We start from the raw sequence: 18,377 nt of genomic DNA, 5'->3' as shown, positions 1-18,377 counted from the left end.
TGCTTACTCCGGCATAACGGCAACAGCTTCGATTTCCACCAGCAACTCGGTTCGGCAGACATCGGCTTGGACGAACGTCGCCACCGCTCGTTCCGGGAGAAGCGCTGCGCATACCGCGCGCACCACCGTGATGTCTTCACGGCGTTTGATGTACACCGTGTAGCTGACAATGCTTTCAAGCCCTGATGTCGCGGGATAGCAGTCGTAATCCGAGAGCAGCCTGGCGCTGAGCAAGTTGTTTATGTTTTCAAGTGTCTGTCTGGTTTGCTGCTCGATATTCCCGACATGGACGCTCTTTGCACCGATGATACTGGCCGTTCCAGACACGAACACCATCGCCTGTGCGTCGCCGAGGATTGCTACCGCCCGGGAGAACAAGGGCGCGATCAGGCTCTCCTCTTTAGGGTACTGGAACGCGCTCGTCTGGCGTCGGTTCTCCAGTGCGACCACTCGCATGCCCGAGCGAATCTTGCACGAGAGCATCCCGAGCGTGAGTGAAGAGCCGTGCGTACCTATCCCGGTACTTGCCGGAAATGGCGAGCACAGTGCCCCCATACCGATCGAGACTTCTCGGAAAGCATCCTGTCGGGCCGCATTGACCCGTTGATAGCGGGTTTCATCGTGAGGACCTTGAGTGATGCCGCCAATGTAGATCCAGGTGCGGAGCAGGTCATCCGGCATGTGCCCCTGGGCATGAGCGGATTCCAGGCCGTCGTAGAATTGTCGGCTGAATGCCGGGGAAACTTGCGTATCGTCGAGCGCATGCGCGTTGCTGGCCGAGAACAGCCATTGTAACGCCGCGGGCGAGCCGATCACGGCTGGTGCATCGGCAATGGCAGCTGTGTCTACCAGCCAGGCACTGATTTGAACTTGCCCCGAGAAAGGCGGCTGAACGACTACCTCAGCCCGTGAAAGCAGTGCCTGGAAATCCTTCGTCAGTTGCTCCAGAACGGTGCCGATCTGTTTCTGGTTGCTCACTGCCACGACAAGACGCAGCACGCTAAGTGGTGCCTGTTCGTTGCTGGATGGCGGCAATGATTGCGACAGGCAGTCGCTGAATGTGTCAGGCGTACACGTGGCACTGATGAATTGATGACGAGAGCCGGCGAAGGGCAACGCAAATGCGTTGCCCCCGGAGGGAATGCTGTTAGCCATTGATGATCTTCCTTTCACTGACGGGAGGGCGCGCAATCGATTCGGGGGCCAGAGCGTTACGGAATTCGGTTAAACGCCTTGCCACGAGTGGTTTGCGAGCGCACGCGGTTGTGTCCGAATGCGTCTTCCCCGCCAACGATGACGGTGCCGTATTGTTCAAGGCTCACCGTTCGGCCGAACTCGGTCAGGGTGTCTGCATCCGGGTAGACCCTCACGGAGGTGGGCACGTAGCGCGAAACGTAGCCCAGGCGCGGCGTGGTCGTCTCTCCCAGATGAGGAAGCGAACCATGGAGGAGGGTGGACCAGAAAATGATGAATTCACCCTTCTTCATGGTGAAGTAGATGGCCTTCGATTCATCTGGCGCCCAGTCCGGGTCTACCTGCAAATCGCGATAGTCATAGCCATAGAAGCCGCGCGCCACGCCATTCTTGACCAGCCCGTGCTTGTCCTGGGAGTAGGCGGCCGCCTTTGATTCGTCGTAGAACCGCGCGTGCTGAGTGCCGGGGATGATGCCCATCGGCCCCATGTCCAGCGTTACGTCCGAGAGCGCCGTCCAGACCGTGACCGTTCCCCCTTGCAACGACCCTTCGGGCCAGCGCAATGCGTCCTTGCCCCCGTTGAGGCCGGCGAACGTGTCGCCCTGGTGCCAGTCAGTCCCTTCATCGCCTGGGTACTTGGGGAAGAACTCGGAGCGCCAACAGGCCACATCACGCCCGAGCAGTTGTTGCAGCTTCGAGATGATGGCGGGATGGCAAACATGATCTGCGAGCTCATCGATGTCCAGGTGGCGGTCGTAGCTGGAGATCGGATCCTTGGTGGATTCGGCTTTACCGAACACCGACTGGGAGTGATCGAACGTCTTCAGCCGCGCGCGTCGCCAGATGTCTTCGATCTCGCTCTGGGAGTAGGCTGGAAACGGCCCTAGATAGCCCTCTTTTTGAAAGAACGCCACTTGTTCGTCAGTGAGTGGCTGATGAAGATCATTCGTCATTACGGTTGCTCCTTAACCGATGTTCTCAAGCGTGATTTTCCGGCTCAATGTTGCAGCCAAGGCCGTTATCGAAGCCCCTTCGGTGAGGACGTCGAGGCTGGCGGAGAGATTGAAGCGCTTATTGAGTTCATCAATAAGAATCGCTATCTGCAAAGAGTTGATGCCCTGCTCGAACAAGTCGGCATGTGGGTCGAATACCGAGGTGTCGACCAGATCAGCTAGTATCTTCTCGATCGCATGGATGATCGTCATTGGATAAAGGACTCCCAGTCAGGCTGTCAGATGTTTACCGCAGCAATTTTAATTTCCGTATTGAATGCGCCTTCGACGAACGCGCGGGCCAAATCATCGATCAGCCAATGGATGAGTGAACAACCCGCCTCGGTGAACACCAGCCACTCTGCATCATCGATAGCCAGGCCCATGGCGACCCAGGTATCGAGCAGTTGTTCTACGGCGGGACGCGTTACTCCACTCTCAGCCAGCAGGTGGGCTCTCTTCACACGGCTGAATACCCGGATGTAGCGCATGAACTTGACCATGAATCGTTCTTTGTCATCGAACAGCGAACCACTGGCCAACGGTAATCGGCCGCTTCGCACACGCTCCATCCAGCCATTGAGTGATTCATGGTTTTGCACCCAATGGCTGGCGGCTGTGGAAAAGGCCCCCATGCCCAGGCCGAAATAGGGAACGACTGTACTCCAGCGTTCGATCATCGTTTCCCATGAAGTGATGGCTTCTGTCTTCCTGGCTTTAACGAACCACCCCAAGGGGCTTTCCTGGTAGCCGCATGCTTCGAGGTAGGTTTTGCCAAGGAAGTACATTTCCCTGGCCTTGTATTCGGAGACCGTTGCCCAAGGTTGCTGGCGGGCCAGTTGATAACTCTTGGTGCCGGCAAATAGTTCGTTGCGATAGAAGGTGATGGAGGGCACATCCAGATTCACCAGGTCTTTCAGAGTCAGAAACACCGACTCAAGTGATTGCCCGGGCATCCCATATAAGACGTCGGTATTAACCAGATCGAAATGCTCCAGTGTGGTGGCCACCCGCTCCAGAAGTTTTTCTCGCGGCAGGATCCGCCCTTCCCGTTGCCGCAATGCCGTATCGGTGGATTGCACGCCCAGGCTGATGCGATTGACGCGAGCGCGGAGCAGTTTCAGTTTCGATGTGGTCAGCGTTGCCGGGCTCGCCTCCAGCGTGATCACCGGATTGTCGGCAAGTCGACTGCGTTGCAAGGCGCCATCGACGAAAGCCGCGAGCAGGTCGTTGTCGAGAATGGAGGGCGTTCCACCTCCGAAGTAGAGACTTCCCGCGGGTACCGAAGCTAGCCCGGCATTGTTGTAGATATCCAGTTCCTTGAGGATGACCTCGATGTATTCGCGTTTCTCTTCCACGCGTGGGCTACGCGAGTAGGCAAGGTCGCAGAATGAGCAGGTTTGAATGCACCACGGCACGCCAAGATAAAGCGCCGTATTTTTGGCAACGGCCAGTTCCTGGACGATGGCCTGCTGCGCCTGTAGGGGTGACAACGGCGCGCTGATGCTGCGGCTTGCCATGTGACGCAAGTTATCGAAGCGATGTGTGAAGGCCGTGCGATCAACCCAGAAGTGGGCGGGTACGTCTTGATAACGATGGTTCATTCGCGTCATGGCCGCATTCAGAACATCATTGAAATTCGAGTTGTCAGCCATAGCGCGCACGCGACCTCCATTGTGAATTATTTCAACCCAAAGTCCCTGGGCATTGTTCGGCAAAGAGTGCCGGCGGCGGGGATACTCAATGATCTTTTAGGCAGTTGTCAATCTATATCAAAAATGTATTGCCTGTGAAAAAGTTGATATTAATAAGTGGTGCGCGGTAATGGTTTTACGTATTTTTAAAAGGTGGATTGGTTCGGTTTTATATGCGGCGTGGTTGATGTTCCTTGCAGTAAGTATTTGAAGGGCATAAGTGTCGCGCCTACGCTGAAGGTGCGAGCCAGGGCGATACTTGCAAGAAAACCTCAATAGAATGATTATCCTGCAGCCTGACGCTCAGTGCTGATATACGAGCAGGTGTTCCTCGGCCTGTTGTTCGTGGCGTGGGCCAGGATTGCTGGCAGCGTAGGGTCCCATCTGGGTGGGCCGCTGCTTCACCACTTGCACGGGCATGGCGCAACGTGCGATCAGCCGGGTACGATGGGGCAGTTGTGAGTCAGCTGTCGTGGGTAGGCGGCGATGGACCCGCAGTGGGAAGGGGCAGGGTTATTGGGTCATAGTGATTTGCGTTATTCAGGGAGTGAAGATGCAACTAAAATTTCGGCACATAGAGATATTCAAGGCGATCATGATCACTGGAACGGTCACCGGCGCTGCGCAGTTACTTGAGACGTCCCAGCCAACGATAAGCCGAGAGCTCTCCAACTTTGAAAGCAGTATCGGAATGATGCTGTTCGAACGCCACAAGGGACGCCTCAAGCCCACGGCTCAAGGGATGGCTTTGCATTCCGAGATTCTCAAGGCCTATGACGGTCTGGCACGAGTGAGTGCCGCCGCGAAAATCATAAAACTTGGACTGCGCGAGAAGGTCAGCGTCCTCAGCCTGCCTGTCCTGTCACAAACGATCTTGCCGGCCAGCCTGGCGCGGTTCATGGAGATCTACCCTGATATCAACCTCAGCCTCTCGACTCACGACTCGCCCGATATCGAACCGCTGATATCCAGCCAAGCGTACGACATCGGTTTGATCGAGGGCGTGAGTGCCCCGATGGGGACCACCACTGAACACTTGACGGATGTGGATGAAGTCTGTGTTCTTCCACCGGGCCATCCACTGTCAGCGTTTACCCACATCGACCCTCGGCAGTTAAGCCAATACCCCTTCATTCACTTGGCACCGAATGACCCTTATCGACACCAGCTGGACAGTGTATTCGCGCAGTTAGGCGTTTCGCGCAGCAGTATCATTGAAGTGGATAATGCTGCCACTATCTGTCAGATGGTGCTGAGCGGTATCGGCGTATCGATCATTAATCCGCTCGTGGCCAATACCTATGCCAGTCAGGGCCTCACCATCCGGCGCCTCACGGTCTCGGTGCCTTTCAGTATCAGCCTGGTTCGCCCGCTTCAGCGTGGGGCCTCGTTAGTTGTCGACCATCTTGTGGAATGCATACGCAGTACCTCGCACGCGCTATGTATGCAATACCGCTCGGATATACGTCTGGCTGAATCCGTATAGGTGAAGGCGACCTTTTTTTGCGACGCTGTGTTATGTGCACGGGGGTGATATCAAATGATGCGTGTTTCATTCGAATCGGATATGCATTGACAGTTTTTTTTGCTAGGGATTATGTTCTGTAACTGTCCTGCCTTGATCCAGTCTGCGGGCATCCGCAGCAGCGTCTTATCGCTGCTGCTTCAATTCATAAAAGGGAATTATATGAAAACCATCTACATGGTCGGTGCGGGCCACATGGGCGGGGCAATCCTGCTGGGGTTGAAAGCGTATTTCAAAAGTGCCACCGACTTGCGTGTGATTGAAATTGATACGCAGCGGTCGAACGATTGGCGTGCGAAGGGATTTGAGACGTCTTCACGGATTCAAACACTGCAACCTCAGGATTGTGTGGTGCTCGCCGTGCCACCGCAGCAGTTCGAAAACATGCTCGCGGCAAATCCGGTGCTTTGTCGCCACCGTGGGCCGGTCGTTTCGGTGATGGCGGGCATCACACATGCCACGCTGGTTCGCCTGCTAGGGCATGACGCCGTCGTGCGAGCCATACCCAATACGCCCTCGGAAGTCGCCCAAGGCGTCACGATGTATTACGCACCCTCGGATGCCGATGCGGCGCTGATCGACAGTGCTCGGCAGATTTTCGACGTGATCGGGCTCTCGCTGAGGGTCAATGACGAAAGGCAAATCGACACTGGAACGGCTTTGGCCGGCGGTGGGCCTGCATTGGTCGCGCACTTTGCCGATGCGCTTCAGGACTACGGGCTTCACATGGGGCTGGACAGCGAGCAGGCCGCGGTCGTCGCCCTGCAGCTACTCAGTGGCACAGCAGCGTTGATCCAGGCGAGCGGTAAGCCGGCAAGCCAGATCTGCCAGGAGGTGCAAACGGCCGGAGGCACTACCGAACGCGCTATCCGTGCCTTGGACGCAGCTGGCTTCAAAGGGCTGGTAAATGCGGCACTGGATGCGGCAGCCAGGCGTTCTGCAGAGTTGGGTCAGTGATTCCAGGAGGATGAGGCATGACAACTATGACCGCGCCCGGAAGTGTTCACACTGACCTGGCGGCCTATAACCTGTACTTCGGCATGGGGCAGCGGATTACGTTGATCGACAACCCGAAGGTGTTCAGGGTGAGCCCTGCCGGAGAAGCGTTCGGGTCACTGATTGCTAGGCGTTTCGGGGGGCGTGACAGAGATGCCCGTTTTCTTGACGTGGGGACGGGGAGTGGTGTGCACGCCTTACTGCTGCGACAGTTAGGCATGCGGCATATCACCGCCTGCGACATTTCTGTTGACGCGGTTCAAGCGGCCCGTGCCAATGAGCTGGTCAACCTGGGCGAATCCTGTATCGAATTCGTACAGGGAGATCTGTTCGACGCAATGCCTGCGGCAGAGGACGGATACGATGTGATCCTATTCAATCCGCCAGGGTGGCAGACGCCCTCGGATGGCTTCCTCGATGCACTACAGCGCATCGAGGCTGCCCAAGGGCTGTCGCTGGAAGCAATGTTCTATGGCGAGCGGACCTTGCGCAGGTTTTTCGAACGGGTGCCGAGCTACCTGAAGCCCGGAGGCAAGCTGATCATCGGGCTGAATTCGTTGGTCGGCATTGCCGGTGTCATGCGTGACCTCTATGACATGCATGAGGCGCGTTTCAAGATCGATTGGTCATTGCTCGAGCGCCATGAGATCCCCTTGGTGCTATATACCGAGCAATGGCGTGCTCTGCAGGGGTTGTTGCATGAGGAGATTGAACGTTGGACCCGCCAGGGCCGCGCGCACTGCCGTTTTGACGACGCCGGCGTGCTGCACTGGTCCTACGAGATCATCGAGTTCTCATTCACGCCGTTAGCCGAGTGACCACCATGGCCGGAAAAACCTTCGACGCGGCAGCGGGATTATCTGCCGCGCTGGCATCGAACTGCCTGCTGGGGCTGTCTTCACTGTACTGGAAGGCCCTGGCGGCATTGCCAGCGCTGGCGTTGCTCGGCTGCAGGGTGTTGATGTCATTGCTCTGTGTCACCTTGCTGCTTGCTGCACGCAAGGAGTTAGTCCCTTTGTTGTGTGTGCTGAAGCGACGCGACATTGCCCTTCACGGTGCGGCGGCGGTGCTGGTCGCCGGCAATTGGGGAACGTTCATATGGGCTTCGATTCATGGACACGTTCTTGAAAGCGGGTTGGGGTATCTGATCGCGCCGGTATTGGGGATCTCGTTGGGCTTGCTGCTGTATCAAGAGCGCTTGTCCGTGCCTCGCGGGTTGTCATTGACAATGGTAATCGGCAGCGTCGTCTACCTGCTGTTCGAAAAAGGCGGGCTGGACAGCCGAGTGTTCCTGGTCATTGGCGTGACCTGGGGCACTTACACCTGGCTCAAGAAGCTGGCTCGACTGCCTCCGTGGTCGGGCCTGTTTCTGGAGTCGCTCGTGCTGGGCGTGCTGCTGATGCCGCTGATCCTGTGGGTGAGCACGCCTGTGGCGGGTATCGCCGCCCTGGGCTCCGCTGACACGGCGCTGCTGCTGCTTTGCGGCGCAGTTTCCCTATTGCCGCTGGCGCTCTTTTCGTTCGCTGCACGGCGGCTGCCTCTGAGTGTCATGGGGCTGATGCAGTTCGTGCTGCCGCTGACACAATTTTTCGTCGCTTTGATGTTCTATGGCCAGATACCTTCCCATGGCGCAATGTTGGCATTTGCGCTGATCGCCCTGGCTATGCTGCTGGTCATACTCGAGCCGTTGCTCACTACTATTTTCTTCAAGGCAAAAGGAGTTGTCGAAGATGCATAAGTCCTACACGGCAGTGGTTGTCGGCCTGGGGGTGGTGGGCAGTGCCACGCTGTGGCGCTTGGCTCAGCAGCAGCAGGATGTTCTGGGGCTCGAGGCCGGCGCGCCGATCAATCTGCAGGGAAGTTCCTATGGTGGCTCGCGGATATTTCGCCAGGCGTACTGGGAAGGTTCGGATTACTTATCACTTCTGGCGGAAGCGGATCTGGGCTGGCGAGAGCTGCAAGCGACTAGCCACCGGCCATTGCTGCATTACAGCGGGGGGCTTTTCATCGGGCCCATTCGCTCTGGAGTTGTTTCAGGCAGTGCGGCATCCGCGAAGGCTGGCGGTATTGCTCATCAACGACTGACCGCTGCTGAGGTCGAGGCCAGGTTCTCGGTCTTCCGTGCAGATGAAAACATGGAGGCGGTATTTGAACAAGGAGCGTTTACCATCGCTGCGGACGATGCTCGGCTGCAGATGCTGAACCAGGCGGTGGCGCATGGTGCGCAGATGCGTTTTGGAAGCCACGTGCAGGACATCACCCGTGTCGAAAGCGAATTCCTGCTACGCCTGAGCGATGGTCAATCGGTGCTCGCGCAAAAGGTGGTGTTGGCGACGGGCGCTGGACTTGCTGGCTCTCTCATACCCGACCTGTCCGGGTTGCTGAGGCCTCGCAGCGTGCCGATTTACTGGTGCGCCTTCAAATCGGGTGCCGAGCAATTGTTCGCGAACTTTCCGGCGTTTCTCTACGAACTCGAGGATGGCCGCCTGTTGTATGGCACACCGCAAATCGATAATGCCGAGCCTGGCATCAAGATTGGCTTCCACAATCACCAGCAATCGGCGCTGGATCCGCGCACGCAACTGGAGCCGGCCAGCGACGCGCAGATCGAGGAAATATCAGCCTGTGTAAGTCGCGTGTTTCCTGATTTGATCGCTCGTCCCTATGCTTCACGCAAGTGCGTATACACCATGACCCCGGACGAAGCGTTCATCATAGGGGAAAGCAAGGAGCTCCCAAGTGTATTCTATGTCTCGGCCTGTTCCGGCCATGGTTTCAAGTTTGCGCCGGCATTGGGTAGTTGCCTGGCCCGCGCTTTAGCGGGCCAGTCGTTGGCCTTACAGGTTCCTGCCTTCAGCCGGGAGCGGTTTTCCCACTAGCGTGCGCGGGTCACAGTCTACCTATCCTGAAACAGGAATCGGTGCTGGCTAGTATGGTGTTTTGGAAATACAACCAAAAAGCGCCACGAGTTATGGTCGTTATTTGTGAAACACCTAGTCGGCTATACCTACGCCAGTCAGCACCGGGCGCGCGCGGCGTACCGGTGGGCGGTAGATGTGACGGTGTATGTCGGAAGGGACAGCGCCGCAACGGGATTGCTCGGCAGCTCTATGATGTGCTGCTGCCGGTTCTGAAGCGTCTCGGATATCGCTCGGCGTATGCCGGCATTGCCTTGCCGAATGAAGGCAGTATCGGGCTGCACGAGCGACTCGGTTTCTAGCACATCAGTACGTTTCCGCAGGTCGGATTCAAGCTCGATGCTTGGCATGATGTGGGGTATTGGCGGTTTGATTTCGGAGACGAAGGCTATCGCCCCGAGGCTCCAATAAGCTTCCTATCCCAAATCCCAATGCCACATGAGAGATTACCCAGCCCTTCCAGGCTGCGCTGTCGCACAGCAAACAGGATGCGCATGACGTCAGATCTGCACTGACATCGAGATCTAGAAAAGCATTCGCCGACTGATCCGGGTAGGTCAGCCGCCGAATACTTTGCTATGGTTCCCAATGCGCGGGAAAGAGGCCGTAGACCGCACTGGTGTGCTGCTTTGCTCCCGAATGAGAGAGTGGTCCAAATGGCATCGGAGTTAATCCCTGTCGGCACAGCTTGCTGTGACCACGTATAGAAGAGTGAACACTTCGCCGCCATTGACCCCGCGCGCCTGTTTTTTCGCTAGAAAGAACAGTGGGTTATCTTTTGTTTGATAGAAGCGGTCTGCCGCGACGGGCTGCTATCGACCCAGAGCGGCCATTTGCCGAGGCCTAAGAACGGTCATAGTCGCCATGCGCGTTCACCGAAGACGCTCTTTCGCGGGTAGGCAGCCAGAAGTCAAATGGTTACCCCAGCATGATTGAATGCGCCCAGCTAAGAGCTGAAGTCGCTGAAACTGGCTGAACCCTATTAGACAGGCCAGATGCTCAGGCCGCTTGCGGTGCGATCTGAGGCTAGATTCCCACGCTACTGCTGCATTGCCGGGATGTGCTGGATGGACGTACAGCCGGCGCGTACCAATTTTAGTACCAATAGTGGGATGCAGTTCAGCGAAAGGTCCCGGTATTGAGGTTCTCGCCCGTGTCCGGTGATCTGATATAAAACCTTTCTGGACAGGGTAAGCGCACACTTGATGTAGCTCAGAGCTTCTGAGGATTGAGAGGTGCGTATGACCATAGATAGGGATGGAATGGATTGTGATCAGCAGGTTAGCAGGCCGGCTGAAAACAATGGTCCGCCAGGCGGTCAATACTCGGAAGGTAAACGGGAGCAGCCCGAGGATCACGACGATTCCGCACATAATCGGCCCTTTCGAGGCAGGCAGAGATCAGGCCCGCCGGACCCATCGCGGGCATCCAATGCCGAGCGTTATAGTTATCACAAGCGCCCACTGGAGTAACTTCCAGTACAGTGTGTAAAGGCTGGCGGAAGTACTGTTCAGCCCAGCTGATAGAAGCCCAGCCCCGCGCTGGGCTTTTTGCATTCATGCGACGCCCTGAGGGGTTTTGATAGCAGGGCTGGGCATCGACGTTCAGCGATGGATGAGCGAGAGCTCGCTGATGATGCAGATCGAGCCGTCCTCGGCGGGGGTTGCGTCGGTGTAGTCGACCTGGTTGTAGACCCCGCCGTGGAACTCGAACAGGCGTGAAGCCCAGGTACTGTCGAGCTGCAAATCGCCCGACGAAGCGGATACCCCGTTGCATTCGGCCGTCACGGTTACCACGCCTTCAGACGTGGTGTGAATGCTGATGTTGAACGTCGCACCCAGTGGCACCCCCTTCAGGACTGTGGAATTCACCGGGTCGGTCTGGTTGAAGGTGCGCCGAAACCCCAGGGTGATGTTGCCCTTGTTCCAGAACACCTTTACCGGCGGGCCGTCGTCCCCGCGTACGTGCATCTGGGCGATGACCACCTTCTGCGCCGAGTTGACCTTGGTCAGCGTCATTGTCTGGCGATTCCAGTGATCCTGGGCGCTGGCCAGCGTCCAGTCTTGCGTTTCCGTCCATTCGCAGCGTGTCCTGTGGGTGCTTTTGCTCGAAGCCCCTTTGGTTGGGGCTGAGAACTGGATCGAGCCATCGCTGAGCACCGTCACGATGCTGGGAAAGCGGGCAATCGCTTCAGCACCGTTCAGCTCCAGAGCAACAGGGTTGGTTGAGGAGACGGCTACCGGCGTGGCGATGGTGAGGTGGCTGATATCTACGGCCATGGGGAACTCCTGGCGAAAAGGTTTGAGTGGCATAGCCGCCGTACAAGCGACGGCTGAACGCAAACTTAGCCTCAAGCTAAATCTAGGTCAATAGCTTATGGCTAAAATAATTTCGCTTCACGGGAAATTACCTACAGGCGAAATTTTCCCCAGCGGGGGGCTTTACGCAGGATTTGGCGATGAGATAAGCTTTTGTTGCGTACTGTACGAATATACAGCTATCAGGATGAGAATATGGCAAGCCACATGAAGTCGGAACCCCATCAGCGCCAGGAAATGACCGGAATAGAGCGGCTTAGCCTGCGGGTATCGTCAATGATCAACCACCCGCTCGCACAGACGCAGCGCTGGGTAGTGGTGCACCGTCTGGATAGCGACGGTGAAGCGGAATGGGAGGAGGTGATGGGCCAGCTGCTGGAAATGCCCGAGTTGCAGCTGACGTTCAATGATGACGCTAGCGTGACAGTGCGATGGGCGCGCAGTAGCGTGGAAGAGCGTGATGATTTTATCGTCGAGCGCGACTGCGAGGCTCAGGTCGAGGAGGCTGCACCGTTCTGAGCTTTAGCAAAAGCCCGCTGGTCAGGGCGGGCTTCGGTTTATACAAGGTGGGCATTCCACACCAGCAGGACCCTGGCCTGTATGTAGGTCTCTTCCCGACGAATCATGCGGTCTTTGTGCCGCGAGTTGTCGGAGATCATCTCGAAGTGGTCCTCGTCCGCGATCTGTAGCCGCTTGATGTAGATGTGGTCGCCCCAGGAAAAGAAGTAGATACCATCACCGACGAATTCGCGGATGCTGACGTCGACGATCAGCGGGTCGCGGTGCCTGATGGTCGGCTCCATCGACTGGCCCCAGCCAGTCACCATCTTCAGGTGATGGTGCTCGCTGAACGTCACGCCCAGTTCGCGCAGGTGGCTGGGGCTGACGCGAACGTCCTTGAACATCTCGGGGTAGTCGTGGGGGATCTGGCCGCCACCCATGGCTGCCCGCACGTCATAGTGGGCGATCCACACTTCGTCACCGACCAGGCCGGGGCGAAGCGGCTCGGCCTCCAGCAGCGTGGCATCTGCAGGCTCTTGCGCCGCTGCCAGCAGCCTTTGCCGGGTTTCTTCGGAGATACCTTTGCCGCTTCGGGCCAGCATCTGTTTGACCAGGTCGGCTGCAGAGAGCTTGTTGTCACCTGGCTCGACAGCCGCTTGTGCGTGTTCGCCTGGCGACAGCGCGTCGAACCAGCCCCGTGGCAAGCCTTCGATGCCCTCGATGCGGCGGGCCACGTCATCGCCCAGGTTTTTCACGGTCTTGTCGGAAAGGATCTGGCTAAGGTGTGCAGGCGCCATCCCCCAGCGCTCTGCGCAGGTGCCCTTTCTCTGGCTGCCGATCAGCTTCACCAGGTTGTGCTTGCGAATTTGGTAGATGTCCATGGGGTGAAGCATGCCAGTGTTTAGCTTGCTGCTAAATGTGCGCATGGCTAAATCTGCTCTTGTCGTGTTGTTAGCCGTAGGCTAAATTAAGCGCACGAACAAGGAAAGCCGACGAGACATTTTTCTCCAGGGCTGATCACATCATCATCTGTAATGAGGTTCACATGGATCCGACCGACCTCGGCCCGGGCACCGCCACTTGGCTGGGCGGTACGGGGAGTATATTGCTGGGTGCGTTTCTGTGGTTGCGTAAATGGTTGTCGAGGGATGCAGTCGACCGCGCGATGGACACCGCAGAAATTGCCGTCATCCGCCACCTGACAGAGCTGCTGGACATCGAACGAGATGCTCGAAGGGAGGCGCAGGCAAAAGCTGATCTGCTCACCAAGGAGCGAAACGAGCTGGTAATGACCGTAGGCCGGCTGCAAGGCAAGGTCATGGTGCTGACCAGTAAGCTGGGCAGTAGCGGCCAGACATGAGGTGGCAGCCCGGGCAATTCGTGAAGAAAAAAAAGCCCGCCAAATTGGCGGGCAACAAGGGCGTAGGGAGCAACGCACAACAAATTCGGTTCAGGCAACCAAAGTGCCTGGTTGCAACTGTTCGGCCAGTGCCTGGGCTGAGGCGCGGGTCGGCATCGGGCCGCTCACGGCTTCGCCGTTGCGAACCAGGTACCAGCACGCCAGCAGGCCCTGCTCACGCAGTGAGGCGGGAACGGCGCTACCGACAACGGACATGATCTGGATAGTGGCCATGGGGACCTCCTTTAAAACATGGCTCTACCATACGCAGCAGCCGGATCTGTTTGAAATCAACTTCCTCGATAGTGATCATTGGTCCTGTCAACCTTTACCAGCGCGGTGGCCCGTAATACACCGGCGGCGGCCCATAATAGGTGCGGTAGCCCGGTGGCGGCGGGGGAGGCGCGTAGTAGGGCTGGTAGTACAGCGGCTGTGGAGGCGGTTGTACGTACACCGGCGGCGGCGCGTAATAGACCGGCTGGCGCTCGACATACACCGTACGGTCATGGCCGCCATAAACCGTCGCCCCCACCACGGCGCCGACCACTGCCGCACCTAGAAGTGGTCCCGGCCCATACCAACCACCATGCCCATGGCCGCCATAGCCGCCGTGCGCTGCTGCAGGCCCGCTGATGGCCAGGGCACCGACCAGCAGGACGATTCCGGGAATGAGACGGTTCATAAAACAACCTCGCAGGAAAACCCCACGTCCGGGGCCCTGTTACTATGACTCCGGTCTCTGTCAGCTGAGCACAGGGGAACGGTAAAGGTTGTGTAAGGGACGACCAGTGGCTGACTCTGTTACGCTGAATAAACGTTTCAGTCATGACCAAGGAGCCTGTTATGCCGACAACTCCCAGCCGGGACACCGTGCTTTGCATCTCTCTGGCCGGTCGCCCCGGCACCTTCGGCGTGCGCTTTCACAACCACCTGTACCAGCAGTTGGGCCTGGACTTCTACTACAAGGCCATGCGCACCGATGACCTGCCGGCGGCGGTGGCAGGGATCCGCGCCCTGGGTATTCGCGGCTGCGGGGTGTCGATGCCGTACAAGGAAGCCTGCATGGCCTTGGTCGACGAAATCGATCCCTCGGCGGCGGCCATCGAGTCGGTCAATACCCTTGTCAATTGCAATGGCCACCTCAAGGCGTACAACACCGATTACCTGGCCGTGCGCCAATTGCTGGCTCAGCATCAGGTCGATCCGGGCACGGCCTTTGCCCTGCGAGGCAGCGGGGGCATGGCCAAGGCCGTGGCCAGCGCCTTGCGCGATGCCGGGTTTGCCGAAGGCATCATCGTTGCACGCAATGAGCAGGCCGGGCGTCAGTTGGCGGATGTCTGTGGTTATCGCTGGGTGCCTGAGCCAGGCGACATTTGCCCGCCAATGCTGGTGAACGTGACGCCGATCGGTATGGCAGGCGGGCTGGAGGCCGAAGAGCTGGCGTTTCCCGAGCACGCCATCGCGGCGGCGGAGCGGGTGTTCGATGTGGTGGCGATGCCGGCGCAGACGCCGTTGATTCGCCGGGCTCAGGCGTTGGGCAAGCCGGTGATCACTGGGCTGGAGGTCATTGCGCTGCAGGCGCTGGAACAGTTCGTGTTGTACACCGGGGTGAGGCCGACGCAGGAGCAGGTGGATGCGGCGGTGGCATACGCGCGGGCTCCCTGATGACACGTACTCCCTTCGCGGCATCAGCCGCGAAGGGGTTACAGGCGAAACCCGGATCAGAACACGTCGTGCCCGTTATCCAGCTGTTTGTCGACCAGTGCCCGGCCATGGGCCAGCGACACACGCTGTGCGTTCTCAAGGTCGGAGAAGAACTGCATGGGCATCGACATGCGCTTGCTCGTGTGCCCGTCAGGTGCCGTGATCAGGCAGCCGGCGGCATAGGGCAGGGGTGAGTCGGGATGGGGCATCACGCTGGCAGTGATGGTGTGCTCGCGGTATTCACAGTGAAGAGATTGCATCGTCCTTACCTCGCTGTGGTATGTGAAGCAGTTACCTTCATATACCACAGCAAGAGGCCGGGAGTTCCCGGCCTGACGAGCGCGCCGCGACGAACGCTTAGCCTTCGAGCTCGGTTGGCTGGATCACTTCGACCCAATAACCGTCCGGGTCCTTGACGAAGGCCAGGTGGTTCATGCGGCCGTCCTGCAGGCGTTTCTGGAACGGCACTTCCAGTTCCTCGAAGCGCGCGCAAGCGGCGCGGACGTCGGGTACCGAAATGCAGATGTGGCCAAAGCCGCGTGGGTCGGTGTTGCCATTGTGGTAGGCAAAATCGGCATCGTTTTCGGTGCCATGGTTGTGGGTCAGCTCCAGCACGCCAGGGATCGACTTCATCCACTGGTGGCGGGCGGTGTCATCAGCGGGGATCTGGGCAGGGTCGACCAGGGCCAGGAAGTACAGGCTGAAAGCAGCTTCAGGGAAGTCACGCTTGTCCACCAGGCGGAAGCCCAGCACGCGGGTGTAGAAGTCCAGCGACTTCTCGATGTCCTTGACCCGCAGCATGGTGTGGTTGAAGACGAACTGGGCGGTGGCGGCGTCAGGTTGCGCGGTGACGCCAGGCAGGGTTTGCAGATCGTGCAGGCTCATGGGAACTCCTGAGACGGGGCCGGGCGCAGGGCGCCGGCAAAACAGACAGGCTGGCCATGATACGGCAGTGCGCCGATTGCGCAAATGAAAGCGCCCTGCAAAGGCAGGGCGCTGAAATTAGAGGCCCGCATGTGCGGGCGCGTGATGGGGTCGCTAGTCCTTTAGCTGTTTCGATACTGAGCCAGTCCTTGTGAAAAAAGTGTGAAGCCTATGTGGGCATTTCATCAGCGGACCCAGCTTTCTACCGTGGCGGCCCCATACTGTTCTTTCCAGGCCTTGAGGCCACGGTGGTTGCCGCCTTTGGTCTCGATGCGTTCGCCGGTGTGCGGGTTCTGATAGACCTTGACCACCCGCGGGCGGCGTTGTTGCTTGGGGGGCGTGCTGGAAGCGCGGGCCACAGCCTTCGGGTCGAGGATGGCGATGATATCGCGCAGGCTCTTGTCATAGCTTTTCATCAGGCCGACTAGTTTCTGCTCGAATTCGATTTCGCGTTTGAGGCCGGCATCCTTTTTCAACGCTTCCAGTTGCGCCATCTGTTCCTGGAGCGCTTTTTCGGCAGCACGAAACTCTGCAAGTCTGGACACTGTAATCACTCCTGTACGTCGGTCGTGGCAGGGCGTGAGGAACATTGAAGACGCGTAAAAACGCCGGCCACGCAGTTGGGTTTCACTGTTCGCTGATATCGAGTGTAGTCATTCATGGCTACTGGGTAAACTGCTAACTTTTTGCAAGTAAGGCGGGAACTTTCCTAGTTTTGCGCACGGTATTTTGCGTTTTTTCTGCGGTTGCACGACAGGGGGCCTAGACCATGGTCCAATGGCCCGCGCCAGAGCCTTTGCGCGATCATTTCAGATGATGGCCGACTCATGTTCGGACCTGCCGCAGTACCGTGGCCAACACGTGCCACAGGTTGTTAACTCGTCTTCATTCTGGATGTTTCCTCGCATGTTTTCCCCTTTCCCCCTCGCCCCCGGGCGCCGTGTTACCGGCCTGTTTCTATTGTGTGCCGGTGTCAACGCCCAGGCTGCCGGGTTTCTTGAAGACGCCAGTGCCAAGATCGAAGCACGCAATGTCTATTTCAACCGCGACTTCCGGGACGGTTACAGCAGTTCCAGCCAGGGCGCATCCAAGCGCGAAGAGTGGGCACAAGGCTTCATCCTCAATGTGCAATCGGGTTATACGCAAGGCCCGGTAGGTGTTGGTGTGGATGCGCTGGGCATGTTCGGCTTCAAACTGGATTCCAGCCCGGCCGACAGCAACAGTGGATTGCTGCCCTCGTCTGGCCACGACCCCCGGCGCTCGGCCGACCAGTATGCGAAGATGGGCCTGGCGGCCAAGGTCAAGGTGTCCAATACCGTGCTCAAGTACGGTTCGATGATGCCGGATGTGCCGTTGCTCAAGTACAACGATGGCCGTCTGCTGCCGACCCTGTTCCATGGGGCCATGCTCACCTCTGAAGAACTGCACGACCTGAAGTTCACCCTGGCTCGCCTGGACAAATACACCGCTCGGGATTCCACCGACCGCCAGGACATCCGCGTGCACTGCAAGAACAAGCGTTATGCCTGCGATACCGAAGCCGACCACTTCGACCTGGCCGGTGTCGACTACCGTTTCAACGAGCGTTTCAGCGCCCAGTACCAAGTGGCCAAGCTGGAGAATATCTACCGCCAGCACTTCCTCGGCCTGGTGGCCAGTCAGCCGCTGCCGGTGGGCAGCCTGTCGGCTGACATGCGCCTGATCAAGAGTGATGACATCGGCAATGCCCGTGCGGGCGAAATCGACCATCGCGCCTTCAGCGGCATGCTTGGCTACAGCCTCGGTGGCCACAAGCTCAGCGCCGGCTGGCAGCGCATGTATGGCAACAGTGCCATGCCGTACCTGGATGGCAGCAACCCGTACTTGGTCAACTACGCCCAGGTCAATGATTTTGCCGCTGCACAGGAGCGCTCCTGGCAAGTGCGCTATGACTACGACTTCAAGGCGCTGGGTGTACCCGGCCTGACCTTCTTCACCCGTTATATCAACGGCGACAATATCAAGGTGCCGGGTAGCAGTGTCGAAGGCAAGGAGTGGGAACGCGACACCGAGTTCAAATACCAGGTGCAAAGTGGCACCTTCAAGGATGTCAGCGTACGCCTGCGTAATTCCACTTACCGCAGCAACTATGAACGGTGGGCGCGTGACATGGATGAGACGCGGGTCATTGTCAGCTACAACTTCTCGATCTTCTAAGCAGCTGCTTTGCCAA

At 58.1% G+C, this 18,377-nt stretch carries 20 protein-coding genes and 1 pseudogene; 10 read left to right on the top strand and 11 right to left on the bottom strand.

Annotated elements, in window-relative coordinates; genetic code table 11:
• Window positions 1-3 precede the first annotated feature (3 nt).
• From ACF8FB_RS25685 to ACF8FB_RS25670, 4 genes are read right to left on the bottom strand one after another with little or no spacing between them, the layout of a single operon-like run.
• On the bottom strand, window positions 4-1,155 hold the full coding sequence (locus ACF8FB_RS25685; protein WP_392509509.1) for a Rid family hydrolase: 1,152 nt from the start codon (window positions 1,153-1,155) through the stop codon (window positions 4-6).
• 56 nt (window positions 1,156-1,211) lie between these two features.
• Window positions 1,212-2,147: a chlorinating enzyme gene (locus ACF8FB_RS25680; protein ID WP_010954613.1), complete on the bottom strand. Its 936-nt coding sequence runs from the start codon at window positions 2,145-2,147 to the stop codon at window positions 1,212-1,214.
• A 12-nt stretch (window positions 2,148-2,159) separates the two neighbouring features.
• On the bottom strand, window positions 2,160-2,399 hold the full coding sequence (locus ACF8FB_RS25675) for an acyl carrier protein (RefSeq protein ID WP_010954612.1): 240 nt from the start codon (window positions 2,397-2,399) through the stop codon (window positions 2,160-2,162).
• Window positions 2,400-2,425: 26 nt separating this feature from the next.
• Window positions 2,426-3,841: a coproporphyrinogen-III oxidase family protein gene (locus ACF8FB_RS25670; RefSeq protein WP_392512371.1), complete on the bottom strand. Its 1,416-nt coding sequence runs from the start codon at window positions 3,839-3,841 to the stop codon at window positions 2,426-2,428.
• Window positions 3,842-4,433: 592 nt separating this feature from the next.
• On the opposite strand from ACF8FB_RS25670, the gene ACF8FB_RS25665 reads away from it, so the two are divergent.
• The 6 genes and pseudogenes from ACF8FB_RS25665 to ACF8FB_RS25640 all read left to right on the top strand — a co-directional run.
• The gene (locus ACF8FB_RS25665; RefSeq protein ID WP_010954609.1) at window positions 4,434-5,366 is read left to right on the top strand and encodes a LysR family transcriptional regulator; all 933 of its coding nucleotides are present in this window, start codon (window positions 4,434-4,436) and stop codon (window positions 5,364-5,366) included.
• Between the two features lie 201 nt (window positions 5,367-5,567).
• Window positions 5,568-6,362, top strand: a complete 795-nt coding sequence (locus tag ACF8FB_RS25660; protein ID WP_010954608.1) for a pyrroline-5-carboxylate reductase — start codon at window positions 5,568-5,570, stop codon at window positions 6,360-6,362.
• Window positions 6,363-6,379: 17 nt separating this feature from the next.
• Window positions 6,380-7,219, top strand: a complete 840-nt coding sequence (locus tag ACF8FB_RS25655) for a methyltransferase (protein WP_010954607.1) — start codon at window positions 6,380-6,382, stop codon at window positions 7,217-7,219.
• Window positions 7,220-7,224: 5 nt separating this feature from the next.
• A complete protein-coding gene (locus ACF8FB_RS25650) occupies window positions 7,225-8,139 on the top strand; it encodes an EamA family transporter (protein WP_010954606.1) in 915 nt (304 codons plus the stop codon).
• Window positions 8,132-9,280 (top strand): N-methyl-L-tryptophan oxidase, encoded by a 1,149-nt coding sequence (solA, locus tag ACF8FB_RS25645; protein WP_010954605.1) that lies wholly within the window; start codon window positions 8,132-8,134, stop codon window positions 9,278-9,280. The genes ACF8FB_RS25650 and solA overlap by 8 nt, the downstream gene beginning before the upstream one ends.
• 114 nt (window positions 9,281-9,394) lie before the next feature.
• Window positions 9,395-9,687 (top strand): annotated as a pseudogene (locus ACF8FB_RS25640) (GNAT family N-acetyltransferase); the annotation flags it as partial.
• Between the two features lie 1,236 nt (window positions 9,688-10,923).
• Here the strand turns inward: ACF8FB_RS25640 and ACF8FB_RS25635 are convergent.
• On the bottom strand, window positions 10,924-11,598 hold the full coding sequence (locus ACF8FB_RS25635) for a polysaccharide lyase family 7 protein (RefSeq protein ID WP_010954604.1): 675 nt from the start codon (window positions 11,596-11,598) through the stop codon (window positions 10,924-10,926).
• Between the two features lie 234 nt (window positions 11,599-11,832).
• Between ACF8FB_RS25635 and ACF8FB_RS25630 the strand changes: the two genes are divergently transcribed.
• The gene (locus ACF8FB_RS25630; RefSeq protein WP_049586565.1) at window positions 11,833-12,156 is read left to right on the top strand and encodes a DUF1654 domain-containing protein; all 324 of its coding nucleotides are present in this window, start codon (window positions 11,833-11,835) and stop codon (window positions 12,154-12,156) included.
• Between the two features lie 38 nt (window positions 12,157-12,194).
• Here the strand turns inward: ACF8FB_RS25630 and ACF8FB_RS25625 are convergent, their stop codons facing one another.
• Complete coding sequence (locus ACF8FB_RS25625; protein WP_049586564.1) at window positions 12,195-13,019, bottom strand: S24 family peptidase; 825 nt, start codon at window positions 13,017-13,019, stop codon at window positions 12,195-12,197.
• 164 nt (window positions 13,020-13,183) lie between these two features.
• On the opposite strand from ACF8FB_RS25625, the gene ACF8FB_RS25620 reads away from it, so the two are divergent.
• Window positions 13,184-13,498: a chemotaxis protein gene (locus ACF8FB_RS25620; RefSeq protein WP_392509507.1), complete on the top strand. Its 315-nt coding sequence runs from the start codon at window positions 13,184-13,186 to the stop codon at window positions 13,496-13,498.
• Between the two features lie 90 nt (window positions 13,499-13,588).
• Here the strand turns inward: ACF8FB_RS25620 and ACF8FB_RS25615 are convergent, their stop codons facing one another.
• Window positions 13,589-13,771, bottom strand: a complete 183-nt coding sequence (locus tag ACF8FB_RS25615) for a hypothetical protein (RefSeq protein WP_010954600.1) — start codon at window positions 13,769-13,771, stop codon at window positions 13,589-13,591.
• 94 nt (window positions 13,772-13,865) lie between these two features.
• Complete coding sequence (locus ACF8FB_RS25610; RefSeq protein ID WP_010954599.1) at window positions 13,866-14,219, bottom strand: hypothetical protein; 354 nt, start codon at window positions 14,217-14,219, stop codon at window positions 13,866-13,868.
• A 161-nt stretch (window positions 14,220-14,380) separates the two neighbouring features.
• Here ACF8FB_RS25610 and ACF8FB_RS25605 point away from each other — a divergent pair, with 161 nt between their 5' ends.
• Complete coding sequence (locus ACF8FB_RS25605) at window positions 14,381-15,202, top strand: shikimate 5-dehydrogenase (protein WP_350298042.1); 822 nt, start codon at window positions 14,381-14,383, stop codon at window positions 15,200-15,202.
• 56 nt (window positions 15,203-15,258) lie between these two features.
• Here ACF8FB_RS25605 and ACF8FB_RS25600 read toward each other — a convergent pair whose 3' ends face one another.
• From ACF8FB_RS25600 to ACF8FB_RS25590, 3 genes are all read right to left on the bottom strand, one after another.
• Complete coding sequence (locus ACF8FB_RS25600; RefSeq protein ID WP_019438356.1) at window positions 15,259-15,501, bottom strand: hypothetical protein; 243 nt, start codon at window positions 15,499-15,501, stop codon at window positions 15,259-15,261.
• Window positions 15,502-15,598: 97 nt separating this feature from the next.
• Window positions 15,599-16,126, bottom strand: coding sequence for a lactoylglutathione lyase (gloA, locus tag ACF8FB_RS25595; protein ID WP_010954597.1), 528 nt, complete (start codon window positions 16,124-16,126; stop codon window positions 15,599-15,601).
• Between the two features lie 224 nt (window positions 16,127-16,350).
• The gene (locus ACF8FB_RS25590; protein WP_010954596.1) at window positions 16,351-16,710 is read right to left on the bottom strand and encodes a histone-like nucleoid-structuring protein, MvaT/MvaU family; all 360 of its coding nucleotides are present in this window, start codon (window positions 16,708-16,710) and stop codon (window positions 16,351-16,353) included.
• 361 nt (window positions 16,711-17,071) lie between these two features.
• Between ACF8FB_RS25590 and ACF8FB_RS25585 the strand changes: the two genes are divergently transcribed.
• A complete protein-coding gene (locus tag ACF8FB_RS25585) occupies window positions 17,072-18,361 on the top strand; it encodes an OprD family porin (protein WP_049586560.1) in 1,290 nt (429 codons plus the stop codon).
• The last annotated feature ends 16 nt before the right edge of the window (window positions 18,362-18,377 follow it).

The sequence above is a fragment of the Pseudomonas sp. yb_2 genome, assembly GCF_043103905.1.
In the GTDB taxonomy this organism is placed as follows: domain Bacteria; phylum Pseudomonadota; class Gammaproteobacteria; order Pseudomonadales; family Pseudomonadaceae; genus Aquipseudomonas; species Aquipseudomonas alloputida.
This window is presented reverse-complemented; position numbering and strand designations above follow the sequence as displayed.